Here is a 20,921-nt window from a genome sequence, read left to right on the forward strand (position 1 = left end):
CGAGGTACGCCAACCAAGCGTTTAAATTCAGAATCTGAAAAACGGTTTAAGTTCTGATATCTCATGAAACTTAGATTGAGGTGGTTTTTACTTTCGCAAGAGATCTAATATTTAGATGTAGAACCTGCACAAAAAACTTGTTCGGTCATCCCTGAAGCTGCAAAACTGTTGTGCTGCTGTTCTAGATATCGCTTTGCTACCATTAACATCATAGGTGCAGGATACAAACTTGGATTGTATTCAGAAATTTTAGCAATATTTTTATAGGCGTAATAACGTGCACAAAATGCCTGTTTTTGTTGTTCTGCCGTTGCTTGGCTAGCAGGATCATCCAATACTTTTTTGCTGTCATTCACAATTTGCGTGTATTGATTTAATAAGTCTTGATATTGCGTTTGAGTCAATCCATTGACTGCGTGTTGGATTGTAATAGATGTAGATGACGCTTCAAGTGCCAATTGCTGCGCTTGAATACCTTGTGCCATTACGCTCAGACTTTGCAGTCCAAGCACCATGCTCACCAATGTTTTTGCCATGTTTGGCATACGCATAAACTTAAGACGCATCGCCTTCTTTCCAGACATCTTCATAGTCATCTGCATCAATCATAAAGCGGTAGCCTTGCTCTAAAGCCAAGTATGGAAGCACATCGGGCAAAATGTCTTGCAACTCGCGTACAGGCATGGTTTCAAAGCTCACTTCATCTTCACCCAGTTCACCGCCATAAATATACCACGCAACTTTTTCTTCCCCTTCTGGCGCTTTACGTAATCCCACAATTGGGTCTTTATTTAAGGTCTGGACTGCAACTGCGATAACATCATCGCCACTCACTGCAATATAGGCTGAACCAAACTCTTCACAGAGCAGTTTTTGTTCTTCTATCAATTCTGCTAAGGCTGAGTTTTTTTGTTTTTGCTGTGGTTTAGACATGACAATTCTCTAAGATAAGCTGTGAGTATTCTAACGAGATTGTACGGATAGAGAATCTTTATTTTTATATTTCTGAGATCCTTAAATCAAATGCAAAGGATATAACATGAATTTGAAATTACATAGCTTTGAAATATAACCCTACGCCCAAATCACCAAGATTGCCGCAAGCACGACCAATCCCAATCCCCAATGATCGGTACGAGCAAGTTTTTCTTTAAAGAAATAGGCTGAAATTAATAAGCTGAATAATATTTCAATTTGTCCGAGTGTTTTCACAATCGCTACAGTTTGCATACTCATGGCACTAAACCAACCTAATGATGCTAAAAAACTGCAGACGCTCACTTTAAAAGTTAATCCCACCCGCTGCCACATGGCATACAAGGTATGTCGTCTAAACATACCTAAATACGCCAATAAAATACAGCATTGAAAACCAATGACCCAAACCAAAACCCATGCAGCGCGATGAATAACCGGTAAGAAATAGAGTTCTAAACTGGCCTCTCGTACTAAAAGTGACGTAACAGCAAAACTGAGTCCACTTCCGATTCCAATGGCTAAAGTCGTGAATGAAAAATCACTACGCTGGCTGCCTTTACTCAACAGAAATACCGCAATCCCACCAATCGCAACACCAAACCAAGCCAATCCGCTTAAATGTTCTTGTAGGAAAATCACGCCTACAATTGCAGCTAAAACTGCTTCACTTTTGGCAAGTCCGACACCTACTGCATAATTTTTTTGTTGAAACAGTTTTACCATTAAAGCCGTGGCTAAAATCTGACACACTGCTGCAATGATGATATAAAGCCAAAACATCAAACTAAAATGTAGTTCGGCTTGAACAGGCTGCTGCCATTGTAAAATGCTTAAATACGCGAGTGCAAAAGGCAAGGCAAAAATAAAACGCGCCAGAGTCACGCCATAAATATCGACACTTGTGCTGAGTTGTTTTTGAAAGGCGTTGCGCCATGCCTGCATAAATGCAGCCATTAAGGTAAAGAGCACCCAACTCGAAATCATTACAACCACAAATGCGTTACAAATAAAGCTTTAATTTACGCCTATTCTATTATTTTTGCGATCTTTATTGCTTTTCAGATATACCTTTATGATCGTTTTAACAACAAAAAAGCATTCATTAAAATTCAAATGAATGCTTTCATATTTTGAGTCGATTTAGAGATGCTGTTATTCAAGAGACTGTCATAACTTATCTAAATTTATCACTACAGCTACGCCAATACAAAATAAAGCCACGTACACGGTAAACCAAATAATCATGTGCTTAAATGCTTTGTCTGAAATACTGCTATCGGCATATTTCTGTGGTTTGCGTGAGTTATCTTCTTGCATATCAACTCCAATCTAACCAGATTTTGGGGAATATAGCGATTATGCAAAATTTTAATCTATTACTATAGATACAAAATATTCATTAAAAACTATAACAGATTATTTTAGATTTATACCCATCTGTTATAAAAATAACATTTATTTAATGTTTTAAAACCAAAAAATAGATCAAAATAATTAGCAGATGCAAAAAATGATTGAGTCGTACCATGTATAAATCTGAACAATTGGCGTTAAACATTCGGCAACTCATTGAAAATGGCGCATGGAAAGCACATAGTAAGTTGCCCTCGTTAAGAGAACAATCACAAATCAGTGGTTATAGCTTAATGACCGTACTGAACGCTTATCAAGAACTTGAAGCGCAGGGATTGGTATATACCAAACAAAAGTCAGGTTTTTATGTTGCAGAACGTCTCAATCAAACGGAGCAACCTGTACCAAGCAGCTTGAGTTTAAATGCACATATTCAAATGAACTCTTTGGTCTTTGGCTATTTAAAATCAATTCAGCCTGCAGATGTCAGCCCTTTGGGTTCTGCCTTCCCCAATGCAGAATTGCTGTTTAACCCCAAATTCATGCAAATTTTAGCGCAGCATGCCAAGCGAAAAGCCAGTTATATGAGCCATGACCACATGCCACCAGGCAATTATGAATTAAGAACTATCATTGCAAATCGCTACTGTTTGCAAGGCATACCCACCCATGCAAATGATATTGTCATCACATCAGGTGCTTTAGATGCGCTCAATTTGTCATTACAAGCGTTGACTAAACCTGGAGATTTTATTTTATTACAAGAAACTATTTTCTATGGTGCATGGCAAGCAGCTGAACGTCTTGGTTTACAGGTGATTACCATTCCAGAACACCCTGTTTCAGGTTTCGATTTAGAGTCATTTGAACAAGCACTAAAACAATACCCGATTAAAGTCTGTTGGTTGATGTTGAATATTCATAACCCCATTGGCTTTAGTGTCAGAGATGAAATTAAACAACGTATTGCGAGTTTGCTTGAAGAATATCAAGTGTATTTAATTGAAGATGATGTCTATCAAGAATTGTATTACGGGACGCAAAAACCGCTACCCATGAAGTATTTTGACCGACAACAACGGGTACTGCATTGCGCTTCTTTTTCTAAAACTTTGGGTTCTGCTGTGCGGGTCGGTTGGGTTTATGCAGGACAATTTTCTCATGCTATTCAGCATTTTCAGCTAATGAGCACGGTTTCGGCAAGCCCATTACTCCAAAATACTTTGGTCGATTTTCTTTCACACCATCATTACGAAAAACATTTGCGCCAATTACGCAAAGAACTGGAAAAACATAAGAAAGTGTTTTATCAGCAGTTGAAACAGCGCTTAAATCCAGCTTGCAAAATTCACTACTATTCTAGTGGTTATTTTTTATGGATTGAACTGCCTGCATATTTAGATGGCTATACAATTTATGAGCAATTGATTCAAAATAATATTGGCATTGCGCCAAGCCAACTGTTCCGTTCTGAACAAGTCAGCCAAAACTTTATGCGTTTAAACTGTTCTTTTGCTTGGAACAGTAATATTGCTGCTGCACTAGATGTTTTGTCTGAGGTGATACAACAGCACATCACGCAATATACTCATGCTTAAAATTACAGAGCCGATCACCCGACAATAAAAAAGCTGAGTTTTTGACTCAGCTCTTTTGTAGTTTAAAGTGCAATTTTAGAAGTTATAAATCGCCACGAGATTTAAACGGTTATCTTCACCTGTTTTACTGCCATTCGCAGCTTCACCGAATGCTTCACGCTCACCATAAACATATTCAAGACCAAAGCTTAACGGTTTACGAGGGCTATAGAATACGTTTGCCCAAGTTTGCCATAAATCTTTGTTAATCGTAGTTTTGTCTGGTGTAGCTGCAATATAGTTAGGGTCTTTATCAGAACTCATATAACCATAACCTAAAGTACCATGCACTTTGTCACCAAACTTTTGTGTAATACCGACCATGATTGAATCGAACTCACTTTGTGCAGCAATACGGCTATCTGCTGTAATCGTACCTTTATCTTTATCCAATGCAGTTACAGCTACACCTTTATTCGTGAATGACACAAAGCTGCTATCACCTTTTACATGGTAATAATCGGCTTTTAAAGTCGTGCCTGGTACAACATCATATTTTGCACCGACACCGACGCCCCAAGCCATTTCTTCATCAGAATTGACACGTTTTTCATGTCCCATCGCACGTACGCTGACATTTAAATTATCTGCAAACTGATGATTTAAACGCGCAGTTAATGCAGGTAAACGCTGGTTGATTGAACTGTCTTTAGGGTCTTCAGCTGCAAGCACTAAATTGGTTTGTGGGCTAAACTTTGTTGTATAACGTACTTGAGGTGAACGTTTTACCGCGCCACCAACATACGCCAAAGCATCAATGGTTTCAGGCATATAGTCTGGAATCGCAAAGTTTGACCAAGTTTGACCAATCAACCAATTTCCGTAGTTCAAATAAGCATGGCGAATACGTAAATTATCAAGGTTTGCTCCACCTAAGAAGTCAACTTCAATTTTACCTTTTACGTCTTGATCACCCACTGGGCTTTTAAAATCTAAACCTAAACGGGTGGCTGAAAGTGTTGATCTTAAACGATCACTTTGTTCTTTATTGCCTTCAAGTGATACACCATTAATTTGGTTATACGGCATATCTTTAGCGCCGCCTTCTACCTGATAAGAAGCATCTAAACGCACGTTACCATATAAATTAAATTCGGCAGCTTTGGCAGTTTTTAACACAGGATGAGCAACTGGTGCTGCTGCAGTACGTTGCACATTGGCAATTGCCGTTGCTGTTTGTGCATTTTGTACTTTTTGCTGCTCAATCAAACCACGTAAAGCCTGAACTTCTTGTCTAAGTTGTTCAATTTCTTTTTGCTGATCAGTTTGCGCTTGTGCTACAACACTTATACCGCCCATGCTCAATGCAATCATGCTCATCATGAGCGTGCGCTGCACTGTTGGTCGAACCGTTGTAGGTTGAAAATGTGTGGATTGGGTTAATGTTTTCGTGTTCATCCTAAACTCACTTATTATTGTGCCATCAAAATCTAGCAATAGATCATCATCGCTTACGATGGCGATCTATATCGTTGATGACTTGAGATTAAAGAAAAGATAAAGAAATTATTGGGTAGCTTTTTGTGTGACTGGATTGCTGTTTAAAACAGGTTCCACAGCGGCTTTAGCTTCTACAGATGTTTTTAAATTCACCATGAAGATTGCTAAGGCAGCAATTACACCTGGAATCGCAATAGCAAAGAAGTTCATTTGGTGCGGTAAATTCATGGTTAATAGTGCACCTGTGAGTACTGGCCCAACGATTGCACCGATGCGACCAATACCTGACGCCCAGCCCATACCTGTAGAACGTACAGTAGATGGGTAATATTGTGCGACAAAAGTATAAAGCAGGATTTGTGAACCAATGGTTGCTGCACCTGCAACTGCAATTAAGGTATACAACACAATTTGTGGACTGTTAAAGCCAAGCAAAATTAATGCTGCTGCACCACAGATAAACATAATGGTCACAACTTTTTTGATATGGAAGCGATCAGCCAATGCACCCCCTCCAATTGCGCCAATCATGCCGCCAATGTTCAAGGCAAATAAGAAGATCATACTTGCACCAAGTGAGTAACCCGCTTGGATCATTAATTTTGGTAACCAACTACCTAATGCATATACCATCAACAAGCACATGAAGAATGCAATCCAGAACATGAAAGTACTGAACATACGACCTTGTTGGAACAATGCTTTTACAGGTGCTTCATCGCCTTTAGTCACCTCATTTAGTACAAACTCAGTGTCACCATTTAATTGTTGGCTTGGTGATATTTTTTGCACAATTGTACGGGTTTGCTCAATTTCTTTCTTGTTGGTCAAATACATAAGTGACTCAGGCAAGAATTTCCAAATGAGCGGTAAAGCGACTAAAGGAATAATCGCGATGTAGAACATGATTTTCCAGCCAAATTGTGGCACTAACCATGCTCCCAATAATGCGGATGTCATACCGCCAATTGCATAACCACTAAACATGAGCGCAACCAAAGTACTACGAATACGTTTTGGTGCATATTCAGTCATTAATGCCACAACGTTTGGCATGACACCACCAATACCAAGCCCTGCAAGGAAACGTAAAATACCAAATTCAACTGGATTGCTTGCAAATGCACCTAAGAATGTAAAGCCACTGAAAATAGCCACACAAATCATAATGGTTTTTTTTCGGCCTAACTTGTCCGATAACGTACCAAAGGTCATGGCACCAAACATCATGCCAAATAATGCGGTACTGGCCAGTAAACCAGCTTGAACTGCACTTAAAGCCCACTCTTGCATGAGCAGCGGCAATGCAACCCCATAAATGACCAAATCATAACCGTCAAAAATAATGATCATCAGACACCAAAACAATACACCCCAATGAAATGGCGTGAACTTGGCCTCGTCAATCAAGGTATTGATATTAATTTTATTGCTTTGCATCTTGCTCCACCTCCTAATTGTGAAGTCCGTTACTCCAACTCAGATGCACACAATGAATAAAAAGTTAAAATTTGTCCAAAACTGAATAGGCATGGATACATACCTAAAAAGTCTACAATAATGTAATATATTGATTTTTGTCTTAATAAAAATAATAAGGCGAAAAAAAATACTGCGATGTGATGCTTAAACAAGTTTTTTCAGGCAATTCACACAACAGTATTTTGTTAAAATATCTGTGCTTTTTATAAAAAATATAGTTATAAGTATTTGTTTTATATCATTTTACTAGAATACATTGCGATCATAAGTGACCGCTTCCAAATCATAGACTTGATAAATACAGTCAAACAAAGATCGAATATCTTCACTTTCATCCATATTACGGATTGCCATAAATATAGGACTTACAGCCGTGTTATCTAATAGAGGTATAAAATGCAAATGCGCCAAATGAATGTTTTGAGCGCTTTCTGGCACGATACACACACCCTCTCCTGCAGCAACAAAACCCAATGCCAATTGTAATTCACGTACTTCACGAATTTTTCGAGGTTCTAAACCATGCTCAGAAAACACGCCACGAATTTGAGTAGAAAAATTTGGCTTAGTGTGGTTTGGATATAAAAATAGATGTTGATCAACAACATCTGCCAAATATGCACCTTCTTTTTGTGTCGCGAACGGGTGGCTAGAATGGACTGCAACCATCAAGCGTTCTTCACGTAATAAAATACGTTTAATTGCAGGATCAGAAATTCTTAAACGTCCAAAACCAACATCTATACGGCCTTCTTTAAGTGCTTGAATTTGGTCATTGGTGCTCATTTCCACCATTTCTATTTTTAAATGCGGATGCTGCTGCTTAAACAAATACACAATTCTTGATAATAATCCGAACAATAAAGAACCAACAAAGCCAATAGTCACGGTACGATCGGTCATACCGACTCGTTTAGTCATCGACTTAATTTCTTCCGCATTAGACAAAAGTTTAACGGCATGTTGATAAAAGAATTGCCCTGCCTCAGTGGTCTTAAGCGGTCTGCTTCCACGCTCGAAAAGTTGAATTCCAAGCTCTTGTTCTAAATTTTGAATCTGTCTACTCAAAGGTGGTTGAGCAATAAAGAGTTTTTCTGCTGCCTTGGTGAAACTTTGCTCTTCTACTACAGCAACAAAATAACGTAAATGTCTGAGTTCCATGGCTGAGAATACCTTTAAAGTATAAAAAAATGCAAATTTGATCTTAGACCAATTCAATTTATTCTTTTAAGGTATATCACAAGATGTAATAAAGCAATGACATGAAGGGCAAACCATGTATAAGTCAGTAGAAACTTTGCTGCTGGAAATACCAACCATCCGTCCACACAAGATGGCGGTTGCAACCATGCAAACCCAAACTCTCGTATTAGTCAAAATCACCTCTGAAGATGGTTTTGTTGGCTGGGGCGAAGCAACCACGATTGGTGGCTTGGGCTATGGTGAAGAAAGCCCAGAAAGTGTGAAAACCAATATTGAAACATATTTCGCACCATTGCTAAAAACTTTAGCTGGCTTAAATGTTGCGCAAACTTTACAGGTCATTAAAAAGAATATCAATGGTAACCGTTTCGCGAAGTGTGCCATTCAAACTGCTTTATTAGATATTCAAGCACAGCGCTTAAACCAACCTTTAAGCGAAATTTTAGGTGGTCGCTTACGCAACTCGGTTCCTGTTTTATGGGTACTTGCATCTGGCGATACAGAAAAAGACATTGCTGAAGCACAAAAAATGATTGCAGCAAAACGTCACCACACCTTCAAGCTCAAAATCGGTTCACGCCCAGTAGAGCAAGATGTAGAACACGTATTAGCTATTAAACAAGCTTTAAGTAAAGACGTTTCTATTCGTGTAGACGTAAACCGTGCTTGGTCAGAGCTTGAAGCAATTAAAGGCATCCAGCTTTTACAAGATGGCGGTGTCGACTTAATTGAACAACCATGCGCAATTGACAACATTGATGCCATGGAGCGTCTAACGCGCAAATTTGATATTGCCATCATGGCAGATGAATCGTTAACAGGCCCACAAAGTGCTTATCAGTTGGCAAAACGTCATGCTGCATCTGTATTTGCAGTCAAAGTTGCTCAATCTGCTGGTCTGCTTGAAGGCTGTGAAGTAGCCACAGTTGCACAATTGGCAGGTATTGACCTTTATGGCGGCACTATGCTTGAAGGTCCTGTAGGCACGATTGCATCTGCGCATGTGTTCTCGACCTTCCAGAATTTAACTTATGGCACAGAACTATTTGGTCCATTACTGCTGACCGAAGAAATTTTAAAAACCCCACTTGAGTACCAAGACTTTGAGTTACACCTTCCATCAGGTGCAGGTTTAGGCGTTGAGTTGGATGAAGACAAAATTGACAACTTGCGTCGTCAGTAATTAGGAGAAACTTATGCTTTTCCACGTACGTATGGATGTAAACATTCCATTGGATATGCCAGCAGAAACTGCAAACGAAATTAAAGTCGTTGAAAAAGCATATTCACAGGAATTACAGCGTCAAGGTAATTGGCGTCATATTTGGCGTATTACTGGCCAGTATTCAAACATCAGTATTTTTGATGTTGAGAGCAACGAAGAACTTCACAACATTTTACAAGGTCTGCCGCTCTACCCATACATGAATATTGAAGTGATGCCATTAAACCGTCATCCATCTTCAGTTCGAGAGGATGACAGTTAATTGAATACCGGATGAGGAATCGCAAGATTTCTCATCCAAAAGCCAAACAGAAAGTACTGCAACAAGGGATTGTGGCCAGCCAAATTTAGCCAGCCAATAAAGCTAAAAATGCGCCACTAAAATATGAAAAACATACTTTTTAGGAGCAATAGTATGAACCGCCAAGAAATTGATGTATTAGTTAAGAAAATTAACGTCGATACTGCGACTGGTCCTGTAGATGAGCGAGTACAACAGATTGTTGTGCGCTTGTTAGGTGACCTGTTCCAAGCGATTGAAGATCTTGATATTTCTCAAACTGAGCTTTGGAAAGGTTTGGAATACTTTACTGATGCGGGCCAAGCAAATGAGTTAGGTCTATTAGCTGCAGGCTTAGGGCTAGAGCACTACTTGGACTTGCGTGCAGATGAAGCTGATGCTAAAGCAGGTATCACCGGTGGCACACCACGGACTATTGAAGGTCCACTTTATGTAGCAGGCGCACCTGAATCAGTTGGCTTTGCACGTATGGATGATGGTTCTGAAGAAGGTAAAATCCCGACTCTAATCATCGAAGGTACTGTAACTGATACCGAAGGCAATATTATTGAAGGTGCTAAAGTTGAAGTTTGGCACGCCAACAGCTTGGGTAACTACTCATTCTTTGATAAGTCACAGTCTGACTTCAACCTGCGTCGCTCTATTTTCACTGACCAAGATGGTAAATATGTTGCACTGACTACAATGCCAGTTGGTTATGGATGCCCACCAGAAGGTACTACTCAGTTCGTATTGGACAAATTAGGCCGTCATGGTAACCGCCCATCTCATGTGCACTATTTCGTATCTGCACCGGGTTACCGCAAACTGACTACTCAATTCAACATTGAGGGTGATAAATACCTGTGGGATGACTTTGCATTCGCTACACGAGAAGGCCTTGTTGCAACCGCTGTTGATGTAACTGATGAAGCTGAAATTGCACGCCGTGGCCTAAAGGGTCCTTTCAAACACATCCAGTTCAATATTGAACTTGTGAAAGAAAAAGAAAACGCGCCTAGCACTGAAGTCGACCGTCGTCGCGCAAGCGCTTAATTCCCAAAAAGGAAAGCGGGACGTGTCTTGAATATAAATCAGGCACTTCCCGATTGACTGCCCCTCATTGGACAGCCGGAGAAAGGACATGCCTCGTATTCCTGTAATTAACACCAGCCACTTAGACCGCATTGATGAGCTATTGGTTGATGATTTTGAATCTGGTGAATTTAAACTACACCGCTCAGTATTCACAGACCAAGCCTTGTTTGACCTAGAAATGAAATACATTTTTGAAGGCAACTGGGTTTATTTGGCACACGAAAGCCAAATTCCAAACAACAATGACTACTACACCACTTATATTGGTCGTCAGCCAATCATCATTGCGCGTAACCGCAATGGAGAATTGAATGCCATGATCAATGCGTGTTCACACCGTGGTGCACAGTTATGTCGTTACAAGCGTGGTAACAAAGCAACTTATACTTGCCCATTCCACGGTTGGACTTTTAACAACTCTGGTAAGTTGTTAAAAGTGAAAGACCCAGCAGATGCAGGTTATTCAGATTGCTTCAACAAAGACGGTTCACACGACTTGAAAAAAGTTGCCCGTTTTGAAAGCTATAAAGGTTTCTTGTTTGGTAGCTTGAACCCAGATGTTCCTTCTTTAGAAGAATACTTAGGTGAAGCAACTAAAATCATTGACATGATTGTGGGGCAATCACAACAAGGTCTTGAAGTTTTACGTGGTTCTTCTACTTACACTTATGAAGGTAACTGGAAGTTAACTGCTGAAAACGGTGCCGATGGTTACCACGTGTCTGCAGTACACTGGAACTACGCTGCAACGACTCAGCAACGTAAAGAAAAAGAAGCTGGCGACAATATTCGTGCTATGAGCGCAGGTTCATGGGGCAAACAAGGCGGTGGTTCTTACGGCTTTGAAAATGGTCATATGCTACTTTGGACACAATGGGCAAACCCTGAAGACCGTCCTAACTTTACCAAGAAAGATGAATACACCGAGCAATACGGTGAAGCAATGGCGAAATGGATGATCGAACGTTCACGTAACTTGTGTCTATATCCAAACGTGTACTTCATGGATCAGTTCGGTTCACAAATCCGTGTCCTTCGCCCAATCTCTGTCGATAAGACTGAAGTGACCATTTACTGTATCGGTCCAGTCGGTGAAGAGCCTGAAGCACGCACCCGCCGTATCCGTCAGTATGAAGACTTCTTTAATGCTTCTGGTATGGCAACTCCGGACGATCTGGAAGAATTCCGTGCCTGTCAAGCAGGCTACGCAGGTATCGCACTTGAATGGAACGACATGTGCCGTGGTTCTAAACACTGGATCCAAGGTCCTGATGATGCAGCCAATGAAATTGGTCTGAAACCGAAATTATCTGGCATTAAGACTGAAGATGAAGGCCTGTACCTGGCTCAACACCAATACTGGTTAGAACTGATCAAAAAAGGCATTGCGACTGAAAAAGAAATTGCTGCAAACACTGAAGGAGAAACCGCATGAGCGACATCACTTTAGAAAACATTGCACAGTTCCTGTATCAGGAAGCCCGCTTTTTAGATGATGAGCAATGGGATGACTGGCTACAGTGCTATGCCCCTAATGCATCTTTCTGGATGCCTGCATGGGATGACAATGACACTTTAACTGAAGATCCACAGTCCGAAATTTCCTTGATTTACTATCCAGACCGTCAAGGTTTAGAAGACCGTGTATTCCGTATCAAGACTGAACGCTCATCTGCGACCATGCCTGATACACGTACCAGCCACAACATTAGCAATATTGAAATTGTGGAACGTGAAGGCGATAAAGTCACTGTACGTTTTAACTGGAACACTTTAAGTTTCCGTTACAAAACTAACTACAGCTATTTTGGGATGTCACGCTATGAAATTGATTTTTCTGGCGACAAACCACAAATTTTAAGCAAGTACGTGGTGCTGAAAAACGATTATATCAACCAAGTAATCGATATTTATCACCTCTAAGACTGTATAGATTTACAGCTAGGTAAAACCTTTCAGCCAGATGGAATTTGGCTGAGGGGGTCAAGTTTTAAAGATTTCTAAAGGATATTCAGCCATGTCAAACCACAATGTTGCACTTCAATTTGAAGATGGCGTTACGCGTTTTATTTCTGTTACAGATGGTGAAACACTGTCAGACGCAGCTTACCGTCAAAAGATCAATATTCCTTTGGACTGCCGTGATGGTGCATGTGGAACGTGCCGTGCGTTTTGTGAATCAGGTTCGTATGACATGCCTGAAGAAACTTACATTGAAGATGCATTGACACCAGAAGAAGCTGAACAAGGCTACATTCTTGCATGCCAATGTAAACCAACTTCTGACGCAGTGTTCCAAATTCAAGCAACTTCAGATGTATGTAAAACTGAAATTCATGCTTTTGAAGGTACTTTGGCTGGTGTAGAAAACCTATCTGACTCAACCATTACTTTTGACATTCAGTTAGATGAAGGTCAACCAGATATTCACTTCCTTGCAGGTCAATATGTGAATGTGGGTATTCCTAGTACAACAGAAACCCGTTCTTATTCTTTTAGCTCTAAGCCTGGTAAGCGCTTAACAAGCTTTGTGGTACGTAACGTACCAAACGGAAAAATGAGCGAATTCTTAAGCCGAAATGCTAAAGCGGGCGACAAAATGACTTTTACTGGCCCATTTGGTAGCTTCTACTTGCGTAATGTAGCACGTCCAGTGCTGATGTTAGCAGGCGGTACAGGTATTGCACCATTCATGTCTATGCTGCAAGTGCTTGAAGAAAAAGGTTCAGAACATCCAGTACGTTTAGTATTTGGTGTAACCAATGACTTTGACTTGGTGGCAATTGAAAAATTAAATGAACTCCAAGAAAAATTCTCTTGGTTCGAATATCGCACTGTAGTTGCAAATCCTGAATCTGCACATGCGCGTAAGGGTTATGTGACAGGTCATATCGAAAATGAATGGCTGAATGGCGGCAATATTGATATTTACCTGTGTGGTCCTGTCCCAATGGTAGAAGCAGTTCGTGGTTGGCTCGATACAGAAGGTGTTAAACCGGCAAACTTCCTGTTCGAAAAATTTTCAGCGAACTAAGTTGACCCGCTGTAGGAGCATCAAATGAACCGTGCAAAAAGATTTGAAAAGAAAGTTGTAATCGTGACTGGTGCCGCTCAAGGCATTGGTCGCGGTGTGGCTTTACAAGTGGCGAGTGAAGGTGCCCAAGTCGTTATGGCTGACCTTTCTCCCTATGTAGAAGAAGTGTTGGCTGAAATTGAAGAACATGGTGGCGATGCAGTAACCGTAAAAGCCAACCTTGAAACTTTTGCAGATGCAGAATCTGTGGTTGCTAAAGCACTTGAAATCTACGGTCGTGTTGATGTGCTGATTAACAACGTAGGCGGTGCAATTTGGATGAAACCTTTTGAAGAATTTTCTGAAGAAGAAATCATTAAGGAAGTGAACCGCTCATTATTTCCGACGATGTGGTGCTGCCGTGCAGTACTTCCAGAAATGATTAAAAATCAAAAAGGTACAATCGTAAACGTATCTTCTATTGCAACTCGTGGTATTCACCGCGTGCCATATTCAGCGTCTAAAGGTGGTGTGAACGCTTTAACTGCTTCCCTCGCCTTTGAACATGCCAAAGATGGTATTCGTGTCAATGCCATTGCAACTGGTGGTACAGAAGCACCACCACGTAAAGTGCCTCGCAATGCCAATCCATTGTCTGAAAATGAAAAAGCGTGGATGCAGCAAGTGGTCGATCAAACAATTGATCGTACATTCATGGGTCGCTACGGCACCATTCAGGAACAAGTGAATGCGATTCTATTCCTTGCTTCTGATGAATCATCGTACATGACAGGTACCGTTGTACCTGTAGGTGGTGGTGATCAGGGCTAAGCCAAGATCATGACCAACTTCTACAGGATCATTGCTTGACGCAAGGAGGCAAATCGTCAATGAGTCACCTGTTCCAAATTTTAAAAAATGACTGGTCAATTTCAGCCACTGTTGCAGGATTCTTAGCAGTGCTGATCTCCTATTCAGGGCCATTGATCATCTTTTTCCAAGCGGCACAGCAAGCCCAAGTTTCCCCAGACATGATGATTTCATGGATTTGGGGAATTTCTATTGGTGCTGCAGTCGCAGGTATCTTTTTATCAATTAAGTATAAAGTGCCTGTGGTGACCGCTTGGTCTGCACCGGGTACAGCCTTACTGGTCACACTGTTTCCAGATATTTCTTTGAATGAAGCCGTTGCTGCTTACATCACCTCTGCCGTGGTGATTTTTTTGATTGGAATTACAGGTTATTTTGACAAACTTTTGTCATGGATTCCCAAAGAAGTTGCCGCAGGCATGATGGCGGGAATTTTGGTGCAGTTTGGTTTAGGTTTATTTACTGCAAGCGACAGCATGCCCTATATTGTATTTGGCATGTTGGCAGTATTTTTACTGGCGAAGCGTTTTAGTCCACGTTATGCCATGATTTGGGTGTTAGCAGCAGGAATTGTACTAAGCTTAATGTTTGGCCAAATCAACCCAGTCAACACCAATTTTAGTTTGGCAATTCCACAGTTTATTGCACCTGAATGGACATGGAATTCTACGCTTAACCTTGCATTACCTTTGATTTTAGTCAGCCTTTCTGGACAGTTTTTACCAGGTATGGCAATTATTAAAATCAGCGGTTATGACATGCCAGCCAAACCGATCATCAGCGCGACCAGTATTGCTTCGCTTGCGGTGGCGTGTGTGGGAGGTATTACCATTGTACTTGCCTCAATTACCGCAGCATTATGTTTAGGTAAAGATGCACATGAACTGAAAGAAAAGCGCTATATCGCAGGTGTGGCAAACGGTATTTTCTATATTTTAGGTGGGTTATTTGCAGGTAGCATCGTCATGCTATTTAGCTTATTGCCCAAAGAACTGATTGCAGCTTTGGCGGGTCTGGCACTGTTAGGTGCTATTGCCACCAATATTTCTGTTGCAATGGGTCAGGAATCACAACGTGATGCAGCCCTCATCACCTTTTTAGCAACCGCCTCTGGCATGCAGTTTTTAGGGCTAAGTTCTGTATTTTGGGGGATCTGTATTGGTTTGATCGCTCATTTGGTTTTAACCAAACGTGACAACTCAGCAGCGCCCCTACCTTCAACTCAAAGTTCCAAAAGTTAATGGACAGGCAATTGTCTAGGACACATTATGATTGATAAAAGTCAAACTTCTTTAACAGAAGTTCTTTCGCAAATTAAAGATGGTTCAACCATCATGATTGGTGGTTTTGGTACCGCAGGTCAACCAGCGGAACTCATTGATGGTTTGATTGAACTTGGCATCAAAGATTTAATTATTGTGAACAACAACGCAGGTAATGGCGACTACGGTTTGGCTAAATTACTCAAAGCGGGTGCAGTACGTAAAATCATCTGTTCATTCCCACGTCAGTCTGACTCTTGGGTGTTTGATGAGTTGTATCGTGCAGGCAAAATCGAACTTGAACTTGTACCACAAGGTAACTTGGCATGCCGTATTCAGGCTGCTGGTATGGGCTTAGGGCCAATCTACACCCCTACAGGTTTTGGTACGTTGCTTGCAGAAGGCAAACCAACCCTAAATTATGAAGGTAAAGATTACGTTCTTGAAAACCCAATTCGTGCGGACTTTGCTTTAATTAAAGCACAGCAAGGCGACCGTTGGGGCAACTTGGTGTACCGCAAATCTGCACGTAACTTTGGCCCAATCATGGCTATGGCGGCAGATGTGACCATTGCGCAAGTTTCTGAAGTGGTAGAGTTGGGTGCGTTAGACCCTGAACACATTATCACCCCAGGTATTTTTGTTCAGCACGTTGTTGCCGTTGGCGCAAAACAACCTGAACAATCTGCATAACTGTCACGTGAAGGAGAACATCATGAGCTATACCAAATTAACACGTGATCAAATTGCTGAACGTGTGGCGCAAGACATTCCAGACGGTGCTTATGTCAACCTTGGCATTGGCTTACCAACTAAAATTTCTAACTACCTGCCTTCAGACAAAGACGTATTCTTACACTCTGAAAATGGTTTATTGGCTTTTGGCCCACCACCTTCTGCAGGAGAAGAAGACCCTGAATTAATCAATGCCGGTAAAGAGTTCGTAACCATGCTTACAGGCGGTTCATTCTTCCACCATGGTGACTCATTTGCCATGATGCGTGGCGGTCACTTAGACATCGCAGTATTGGGTGCTTTCCAAGTGGCTGAAAATGGTGACTTGGCAAATTGGCATACTGGCGCTCCTGACGCGATTCCTGCGGTTGGTGGTGCAATGGACTTGGCCGTGGGTGCAAAAAAAGTCTTTATTACAACCGATCACGTCACCAAAAAAGGCGAAGCTAAAATTGTAGCTGAACTGACTTATCCCGCTACAGGCTTAAAGTGTGTAGATCGCATTTACACAGACTTGTGTGTGATTGATGTCACTCCTGAAGGCATGAAAGTTATTGAGAAAGTTGAAGGCTTAAGCTTTGAAGAATTACAGTCATTGACTGGCGCAAAGCTAATTGATGCGACTCAAGCTTAATCGTCTTTAAATATAATTCTTAATCCCCTAAATCCCCCTTTTTAAAAGGCGGACTTCCATCAAGTATTTTAGGTGGGAATCTCCTCCCTTTTTTAAAGGGAGGTTGGGAGGGATTAAGATATTTGGAAAATAAAATATGAAAAACGCATATATCGTTGATGCCATCCGTACCCCATTTGGTCGTTACGCAGGTGGTTTAGCTCCAGTCCGTGCTGATGACTTAGGCGCATTACCGATCAAAGCACTTATGCAACGCAACCCATCTGTAAACTGGCAACAAGTTGATGATGTGATATACGGCTGTGCTAACCAAGCAGGTGAAGACAACCGTAACGTTGGTCGTATGTCTGCACTTTTAGCAGGTTTACCGTACCAAGTGCCTGCAACCACTGTGAACCGTTTATGTGGTTCATCACTAGACGCAATTGCGATGGCTGCACGTGCAATTAAAGCAGGTGAAGCGAACCTGATTATTGCAGGTGGTGTTGAGTCAATGAGCCGCGCACCATTTGTGATGGGTAAATCTGAATCTGCTTATGGTCGTAATCAAAAAATTGAAGACACCACAATGGGCTGGCGTTTCATTAACCCGAAACTCAAAGAAATGTACGGCGTAGAAACTATGCCGCAAACCGCTGAAAACGTAGCGAAACAGTTCAACATTAACCGTGCCGATCAAGACTTGTTTGCTTTGACCAGCCAGCAACGTACTGCTGCTGCACAAGCACGCGGATTCTTTGACAAAGAGATTATTGCAGTAGAAATTCCACAACGTAAAGGCGAGCCTATCGTTGTTGCTGCAGACGAACATCCCCGTGCATCAACCACAGCAGAAGCCTTGGCAAAATTAAAGCCAGTGGTAAAAGCAGATGGTACAGTGACTGCAGGTAATGCATCAGGTATTAACGATGGTGCGGCTGCCCTCTTGATTGCTTCTGAAGAAGCTATTGCACAACACGGTTTAAAGCCACGTGCCAAAATTATTGCTTCAACTGTAGTGGGTATTGAGCCACGTATTATGGGCTTTGGTCCTGCACCTGCGATCAAAAAATTGTTGGCACAAACAGGTTTAACCATTGAACAAATGGACGTGATTGAACTGAACGAAGCCTTTGCTGCTCAAGCGTTAGCATGTACTCGCGACTTAGGCATCGAAGATGGTTCAGAGAAAGTCAATCCAAACGGTGGTGCAATTGCTTTGGGTCACCCACTTGGTGCATCTGGTGCACGTTTAGTCACTACAGCACTCAACCAACTTGAACAAACTGGCGGAAAATACGGTTTATGTTCAATGTGTATTGGTGTCGGTCAAGGTATTGCTTTGATCATTGAACGTGTTTAATCCTCATTAAAAGCCCCCTTTCATAAGAGGGATTTAGGTGGATCTATAAGATTAAGGATTTTAAAAAAATGCCAACTTTTACCTCAAATGATGCGCAAATCAATTACCAAACTTTTGGTGATGCTGCAAAACCTGCACTGATTTTTTCAAACTCGCTTGGTACAAATTTCAAAATGTGGCAAGCACAGATTGATTTTTTCCAGCAAGACTTTTTTGTAATTTGCTACGACACACGTGGTCACGGTGCATCATCAGCTCCGCAAGGTCCATATAGCATTGATCAATTGGGTCAAGATGTTGTAAATCTACTCGATCACTTAAATGTTGAAAAAGCGGCATTCTGTGGTATTTCTATGGGCGGTTTAACAGGTCAATGGTTAGCGATTCATCGCCCTGAACGTTTTAATCAGGTGGTGGTGTGTAATACTGCGGCAAAAATTGGTCAAGAACAGGCTTGGAATGACCGTGCCGCATTGGTACGCGAACAAGGTTTACAACCGATTGCTTCGACTGCAGCATCACGCTGGTTTACTGAACCCTTTATCCAAAGCAACGCGACAGTGGTCAACAATCTTCAAAACGACTTGGCAGCTGGCAGCGCCGAAGGTTATGCGAGCTGTTGCGAAGCTTTGGCTAAAGCGGATGTACGTGAACAACTTAAAGACATAACTGTGCCTGTTTTAGTCGTTGCAGGTCAGCAAGACCCTATAACAACAGTTGCCGATGCTCAATTTATGGTTGAACGTATTGCCAATAGCCAATTGTTTGAAATCAATGCATCGCACATTTCTAACGTAGAATTGTCAAACGAATTTAACCAAGCGGTGAAGCAATTTATCCAAGCATAAAACTTATTGTTAAAAAGTTAAAAAAAAGAGCTCTTTCGTGAGCTCTTTTTTTATACATGAATCCACAATGAATCAAACTGGCTTAAATTCGCTCCAAAGCAATTGCGGTTACTTCACCCCACCTATACATAAAGTAGCCGTGCTTTTAACAGCACCATGTCGATCCGTAATTATCTATATTATATTTGGACAGTGAATTATTGTGCCTCATTATTACTCCACTCCATAAATTCTCAAAAAGCCATGGATGACGTGAACGATTAATCAAGTTATAATAATGGTAGCTCTGATGATGCTAGATAAAGTATCTTCCATTATTTGAGTTTGATTCATTGCTGAACCTACTAAAGATTAGAGTCTCAGTACAAAGAAAGTTGATTTGCAGAATGTCTCTTTATCCACCTCATCAATTTATTCTCCAAAAAAAAATCCCAAAGTCATAACTTTGGGATTTTTTAAAGGATTCTGCTAATCTGAAGACACATTATTCTGCACTAATATCTTCAAACAACACTGACGATAAATAACGCTCACCACTATCAGGTAAAATCACCACAATATTTTTACCTGCATTTTCAGGACGTGCCGCCAATTTTGCTGCTGCAGCCATTGCTGCACCACTAGAAATACCGACTAAAATACCTTCGTGAGTTGCTGTTTTGCGTGCCCAATCAATTGCTTCAGAACTTTCAATGCTAATCACTTCATCCACCAAATCTAAATCTAGATTTTTTGGAATAAAGTTGGCGCCAATCCCCTGAATTTTATGTGGTGCAGGTGTAAGAGCTTCGCCACGCTTTGTTTGACCAATAATTGGAGATTCTGCAGGCTCAACTGCAACACTATGCAATGCCTGACCTTTTACCTTTTTGAAATAACGTGAAATACCAGAAATGGTACCGCCTGTACCTACACCTGCAACAAGAATATCTACCTTCCCACCTGTTGCTGCCCAAATTTCGGGACCTGTGGTTTCTTCATGAATTTGCGGATTGGCAGGGTTATTAAACTGCTGCGGCAAATAATAAGTTTCAGGATGTTCGGTTGCCAAACGCTCTGCTTCATCCACCGCGCCTTTCATGCCTTTTGCAGGCTCAGTCAGCACCAAATTTGCACCCAAAGCTTTCAAAACCTTACGGCGCTCGATACTCATGCTTGCAGGCATAGTTAGTGTAATTTCATAACCTTTTGCTGCAGCTACAAATGCCAAAGCGATTCCTGTATTACCGCTGGTCGGTTCGACAATATGCATGCCCGCTTTTAACACGCCACGTTTTTCTGCATCGGCAATTAAAGCTGCTCCAATACGGCATTTCACAGAAAATGCAGGGTTACGGCTTTCCACCTTGGCTAAAACCGTTGCACCGCCAGAAATTAAACGGTTAATGCGTACCAATGGCGTATTACCAATCGCTTCTGCGTTATTATTATATACGGCAATCCCTAAGTTTGCTGGTGTTGGAAAAGCTGCATCTGTGGTCATGATAATTTCCTATGTTATATCTATATAAACTAATTTTA

21 protein-coding genes and 1 pseudogene are annotated in these 20,921 nt (G+C 41.3%); 14 read left to right on the plus strand and 8 right to left on the minus strand.

Annotated features, from left to right (window positions below; genetic code table 11):
- Positions 1 to 104: 104 nt before the first annotated feature.
- From L6C30_RS11425 to L6C30_RS11440, 4 genes are all read right to left on the minus strand, one after another.
- Positions 105 to 566, minus strand: a complete 462-nt coding sequence (locus tag L6C30_RS11425) for a hypothetical protein (RefSeq protein WP_236163114.1) — start codon at positions 564 to 566, stop codon at positions 105 to 107.
- Positions 556 to 933 (minus strand): hypothetical protein, encoded by a 378-nt coding sequence (locus L6C30_RS11430; RefSeq protein WP_019837562.1) that lies wholly within the window; start codon positions 931 to 933, stop codon positions 556 to 558. Before L6C30_RS11430 ends, L6C30_RS11425 begins: the two co-directional genes overlap by 11 nt.
- A 141-nt stretch (positions 934 to 1,074) precedes the next feature.
- Positions 1,075 to 1,962: a DMT family transporter gene (locus L6C30_RS11435; RefSeq protein WP_236163115.1), complete on the minus strand. Its 888-nt coding sequence runs from the start codon at positions 1,960 to 1,962 to the stop codon at positions 1,075 to 1,077.
- A 183-nt stretch (positions 1,963 to 2,145) separates the two neighbouring features.
- Positions 2,146 to 2,295 carry a hypothetical protein gene (locus L6C30_RS11440; RefSeq protein ID WP_019837564.1) on the minus strand — a complete coding sequence of 50 codons (150 nt, stop codon included), beginning with the start codon at positions 2,293 to 2,295 and terminating at the stop codon, positions 2,146 to 2,148.
- Positions 2,296 to 2,504: 209 nt separating this feature from the next.
- Between L6C30_RS11440 and L6C30_RS11445 the strand changes: the two genes are divergently transcribed.
- Complete coding sequence (locus tag L6C30_RS11445) at positions 2,505 to 3,929, plus strand: PLP-dependent aminotransferase family protein (RefSeq protein WP_236163116.1); 1,425 nt, start codon at positions 2,505 to 2,507, stop codon at positions 3,927 to 3,929.
- Between the two features lie 75 nt (positions 3,930 to 4,004).
- On the opposite strand, the gene L6C30_RS11450 is transcribed toward L6C30_RS11445, so the two are convergent.
- The 3 genes from L6C30_RS11450 to L6C30_RS11460 all read right to left on the minus strand — a co-directional run bounded on the left by L6C30_RS11450 (position 4,005) and on the right by L6C30_RS11460 (position 8,051).
- Complete coding sequence (locus tag L6C30_RS11450; protein ID WP_236163117.1) at positions 4,005 to 5,366, minus strand: DcaP family trimeric outer membrane transporter; 1,362 nt, start codon at positions 5,364 to 5,366, stop codon at positions 4,005 to 4,007.
- A gap of 108 nt (positions 5,367 to 5,474) precedes the next feature.
- Positions 5,475 to 6,848: an MFS transporter gene (locus L6C30_RS11455; protein WP_019837566.1), complete on the minus strand. Its 1,374-nt coding sequence runs from the start codon at positions 6,846 to 6,848 to the stop codon at positions 5,475 to 5,477.
- 288 nt (positions 6,849 to 7,136) lie between these two features.
- Entirely contained in the window at positions 7,137 to 8,051 is a 915-nt protein-coding gene (locus L6C30_RS11460) for a LysR family transcriptional regulator (RefSeq protein WP_230244918.1), read from the minus strand.
- A 115-nt stretch (positions 8,052 to 8,166) separates the two neighbouring features.
- Here L6C30_RS11460 and L6C30_RS11465 point away from each other — a divergent pair, with 115 nt between their 5' ends.
- From L6C30_RS11465 to L6C30_RS11525, 13 genes and pseudogenes are all read left to right on the plus strand, one after another.
- Positions 8,167 to 9,276 carry a muconate/chloromuconate family cycloisomerase gene (locus tag L6C30_RS11465; protein WP_236163118.1) on the plus strand — a complete coding sequence of 370 codons (1,110 nt, stop codon included), beginning with the start codon at positions 8,167 to 8,169 and terminating at the stop codon, positions 9,274 to 9,276.
- 13 nt (positions 9,277 to 9,289) lie between these two features.
- Entirely contained in the window at positions 9,290 to 9,580 is a 291-nt protein-coding gene (catC, locus tag L6C30_RS11470) for a muconolactone Delta-isomerase (protein WP_236163119.1), read from the plus strand.
- A 153-nt stretch (positions 9,581 to 9,733) separates the two neighbouring features.
- Positions 9,734 to 10,654 (plus strand): catechol 1,2-dioxygenase, encoded by a 921-nt coding sequence (gene catA, locus L6C30_RS11475; RefSeq protein ID WP_070155137.1) that lies wholly within the window; start codon positions 9,734 to 9,736, stop codon positions 10,652 to 10,654.
- A gap of 88 nt (positions 10,655 to 10,742) precedes the next feature.
- Entirely contained in the window at positions 10,743 to 12,131 is a 1,389-nt protein-coding gene (benA, locus tag L6C30_RS11480; RefSeq protein WP_236163120.1) for a benzoate 1,2-dioxygenase large subunit, read from the plus strand.
- Entirely contained in the window at positions 12,128 to 12,619 is a 492-nt protein-coding gene (benB, locus tag L6C30_RS11485; protein ID WP_070155129.1) for a benzoate 1,2-dioxygenase small subunit, read from the plus strand. Before benA ends, benB begins: the two co-directional genes overlap by 4 nt.
- 94 nt (positions 12,620 to 12,713) lie before the next feature.
- Positions 12,714 to 13,730, plus strand: coding sequence for a benzoate 1,2-dioxygenase electron transfer component BenC (gene benC, locus L6C30_RS11490; protein WP_070155127.1), 1,017 nt, complete (start codon positions 12,714 to 12,716; stop codon positions 13,728 to 13,730).
- Positions 13,731 to 13,754: 24 nt separating this feature from the next.
- Positions 13,755 to 14,540, plus strand: a complete 786-nt coding sequence (benD, locus tag L6C30_RS11495) for a benzoate diol dehydrogenase BenD (RefSeq protein ID WP_236163121.1) — start codon at positions 13,755 to 13,757, stop codon at positions 14,538 to 14,540.
- A 59-nt stretch (positions 14,541 to 14,599) separates the two neighbouring features.
- On the plus strand, positions 14,600 to 15,820 hold the full coding sequence (gene benE / locus L6C30_RS11500; RefSeq protein ID WP_236163122.1) for a benzoate/H(+) symporter BenE: 1,221 nt from the start codon (positions 14,600 to 14,602) through the stop codon (positions 15,818 to 15,820).
- Positions 15,821 to 15,847: 27 nt separating this feature from the next.
- Entirely contained in the window at positions 15,848 to 16,534 is a 687-nt protein-coding gene (locus tag L6C30_RS11505) for a 3-oxoacid CoA-transferase subunit A (protein WP_104851986.1), read from the plus strand.
- Positions 16,535 to 16,556: 22 nt separating this feature from the next.
- Entirely contained in the window at positions 16,557 to 17,210 is a 654-nt protein-coding gene (locus L6C30_RS11510) for a 3-oxoacid CoA-transferase subunit B (protein ID WP_236163123.1), read from the plus strand.
- Between the two features lie 136 nt (positions 17,211 to 17,346).
- Positions 17,347 to 18,552 carry a 3-oxoadipyl-CoA thiolase gene (pcaF, locus tag L6C30_RS11515; protein ID WP_236163124.1) on the plus strand — a complete coding sequence of 402 codons (1,206 nt, stop codon included), beginning with the start codon at positions 17,347 to 17,349 and terminating at the stop codon, positions 18,550 to 18,552.
- A 68-nt stretch (positions 18,553 to 18,620) separates the two neighbouring features.
- Positions 18,621 to 19,400, plus strand: a complete 780-nt coding sequence (gene pcaD, locus L6C30_RS11520; protein ID WP_236163125.1) for a 3-oxoadipate enol-lactonase — start codon at positions 18,621 to 18,623, stop codon at positions 19,398 to 19,400.
- A 141-nt stretch (positions 19,401 to 19,541) separates the two neighbouring features.
- Positions 19,542 to 19,722, plus strand: a pseudogene (locus L6C30_RS11525) (TetR/AcrR family transcriptional regulator); the annotation flags it as partial.
- A 162-nt stretch (positions 19,723 to 19,884) separates the two neighbouring features.
- Here the strand turns inward: L6C30_RS11525 and cysK are convergent.
- Positions 19,885 to 20,883, minus strand: a complete 999-nt coding sequence (gene cysK, locus L6C30_RS11530; RefSeq protein WP_236163126.1) for a cysteine synthase A — start codon at positions 20,881 to 20,883, stop codon at positions 19,885 to 19,887.
- Between the last annotated feature and the right edge of the window lie 38 nt (positions 20,884 to 20,921).

It is taken from the genome of Acinetobacter sp. KAM396 (genome assembly GCF_021602765.1).
GTDB lineage: Bacteria > Pseudomonadota > Gammaproteobacteria > Pseudomonadales > Moraxellaceae > Acinetobacter > Acinetobacter towneri_A.

Coding starts and splice junctions, on each gene's coding strand:
- L6C30_RS11460 (WP_230244918.1), bottom strand. CDS start 8,051: ATGGAACTCAGACATTTACGTTATTTTGTTGCTGTAGTAGAAGAGCAA.
- benA (WP_236163120.1), top strand. CDS start 10,743: ATGCCTCGTATTCCTGTAATTAACACCAGCCACTTAGACCGCATTGAT.
- benB (WP_070155129.1), top strand. CDS start 12,128: ATGAGCGACATCACTTTAGAAAACATTGCACAGTTCCTGTATCAGGAA.
- L6C30_RS11425 (WP_236163114.1), bottom strand. CDS start 566: ATGCGTCTTAAGTTTATGCGTATGCCAAACATGGCAAAAACATTGGTG.
- catA (WP_070155137.1), top strand. CDS start 9,734: ATGAACCGCCAAGAAATTGATGTATTAGTTAAGAAAATTAACGTCGAT.
- pcaD (WP_236163125.1), top strand. CDS start 18,621: ATGCCAACTTTTACCTCAAATGATGCGCAAATCAATTACCAAACTTTT.
- benD (WP_236163121.1), top strand. CDS start 13,755: ATGAACCGTGCAAAAAGATTTGAAAAGAAAGTTGTAATCGTGACTGGT.
- L6C30_RS11445 (WP_236163116.1), top strand. CDS start 2,505: ATGTATAAATCTGAACAATTGGCGTTAAACATTCGGCAACTCATTGAA.
- benE (WP_236163122.1), top strand. CDS start 14,600: ATGAGTCACCTGTTCCAAATTTTAAAAAATGACTGGTCAATTTCAGCC.
- benC (WP_070155127.1), top strand. CDS start 12,714: ATGTCAAACCACAATGTTGCACTTCAATTTGAAGATGGCGTTACGCGT.
- L6C30_RS11435 (WP_236163115.1), bottom strand. CDS start 1,962: ATGATTTCGAGTTGGGTGCTCTTTACCTTAATGGCTGCATTTATGCAG.
- L6C30_RS11505 (WP_104851986.1), top strand. CDS start 15,848: ATGATTGATAAAAGTCAAACTTCTTTAACAGAAGTTCTTTCGCAAATT.
- L6C30_RS11455 (WP_019837566.1), bottom strand. CDS start 6,848: ATGCAAAGCAATAAAATTAATATCAATACCTTGATTGACGAGGCCAAG.
- L6C30_RS11465 (WP_236163118.1), top strand. CDS start 8,167: ATGTATAAGTCAGTAGAAACTTTGCTGCTGGAAATACCAACCATCCGT.
- L6C30_RS11510 (WP_236163123.1), top strand. CDS start 16,557: ATGAGCTATACCAAATTAACACGTGATCAAATTGCTGAACGTGTGGCG.
- cysK (WP_236163126.1), bottom strand. CDS start 20,883: ATGACCACAGATGCAGCTTTTCCAACACCAGCAAACTTAGGGATTGCC.
- L6C30_RS11440 (WP_019837564.1), bottom strand. CDS start 2,295: ATGCAAGAAGATAACTCACGCAAACCACAGAAATATGCCGATAGCAGT.
- pcaF (WP_236163124.1), top strand. CDS start 17,347: ATGAAAAACGCATATATCGTTGATGCCATCCGTACCCCATTTGGTCGT.
- L6C30_RS11450 (WP_236163117.1), bottom strand. CDS start 5,366: ATGAACACGAAAACATTAACCCAATCCACACATTTTCAACCTACAACG.
- catC (WP_236163119.1), top strand. CDS start 9,290: ATGCTTTTCCACGTACGTATGGATGTAAACATTCCATTGGATATGCCA.
- L6C30_RS11430 (WP_019837562.1), bottom strand. CDS start 933: ATGTCTAAACCACAGCAAAAACAAAAAAACTCAGCCTTAGCAGAATTG.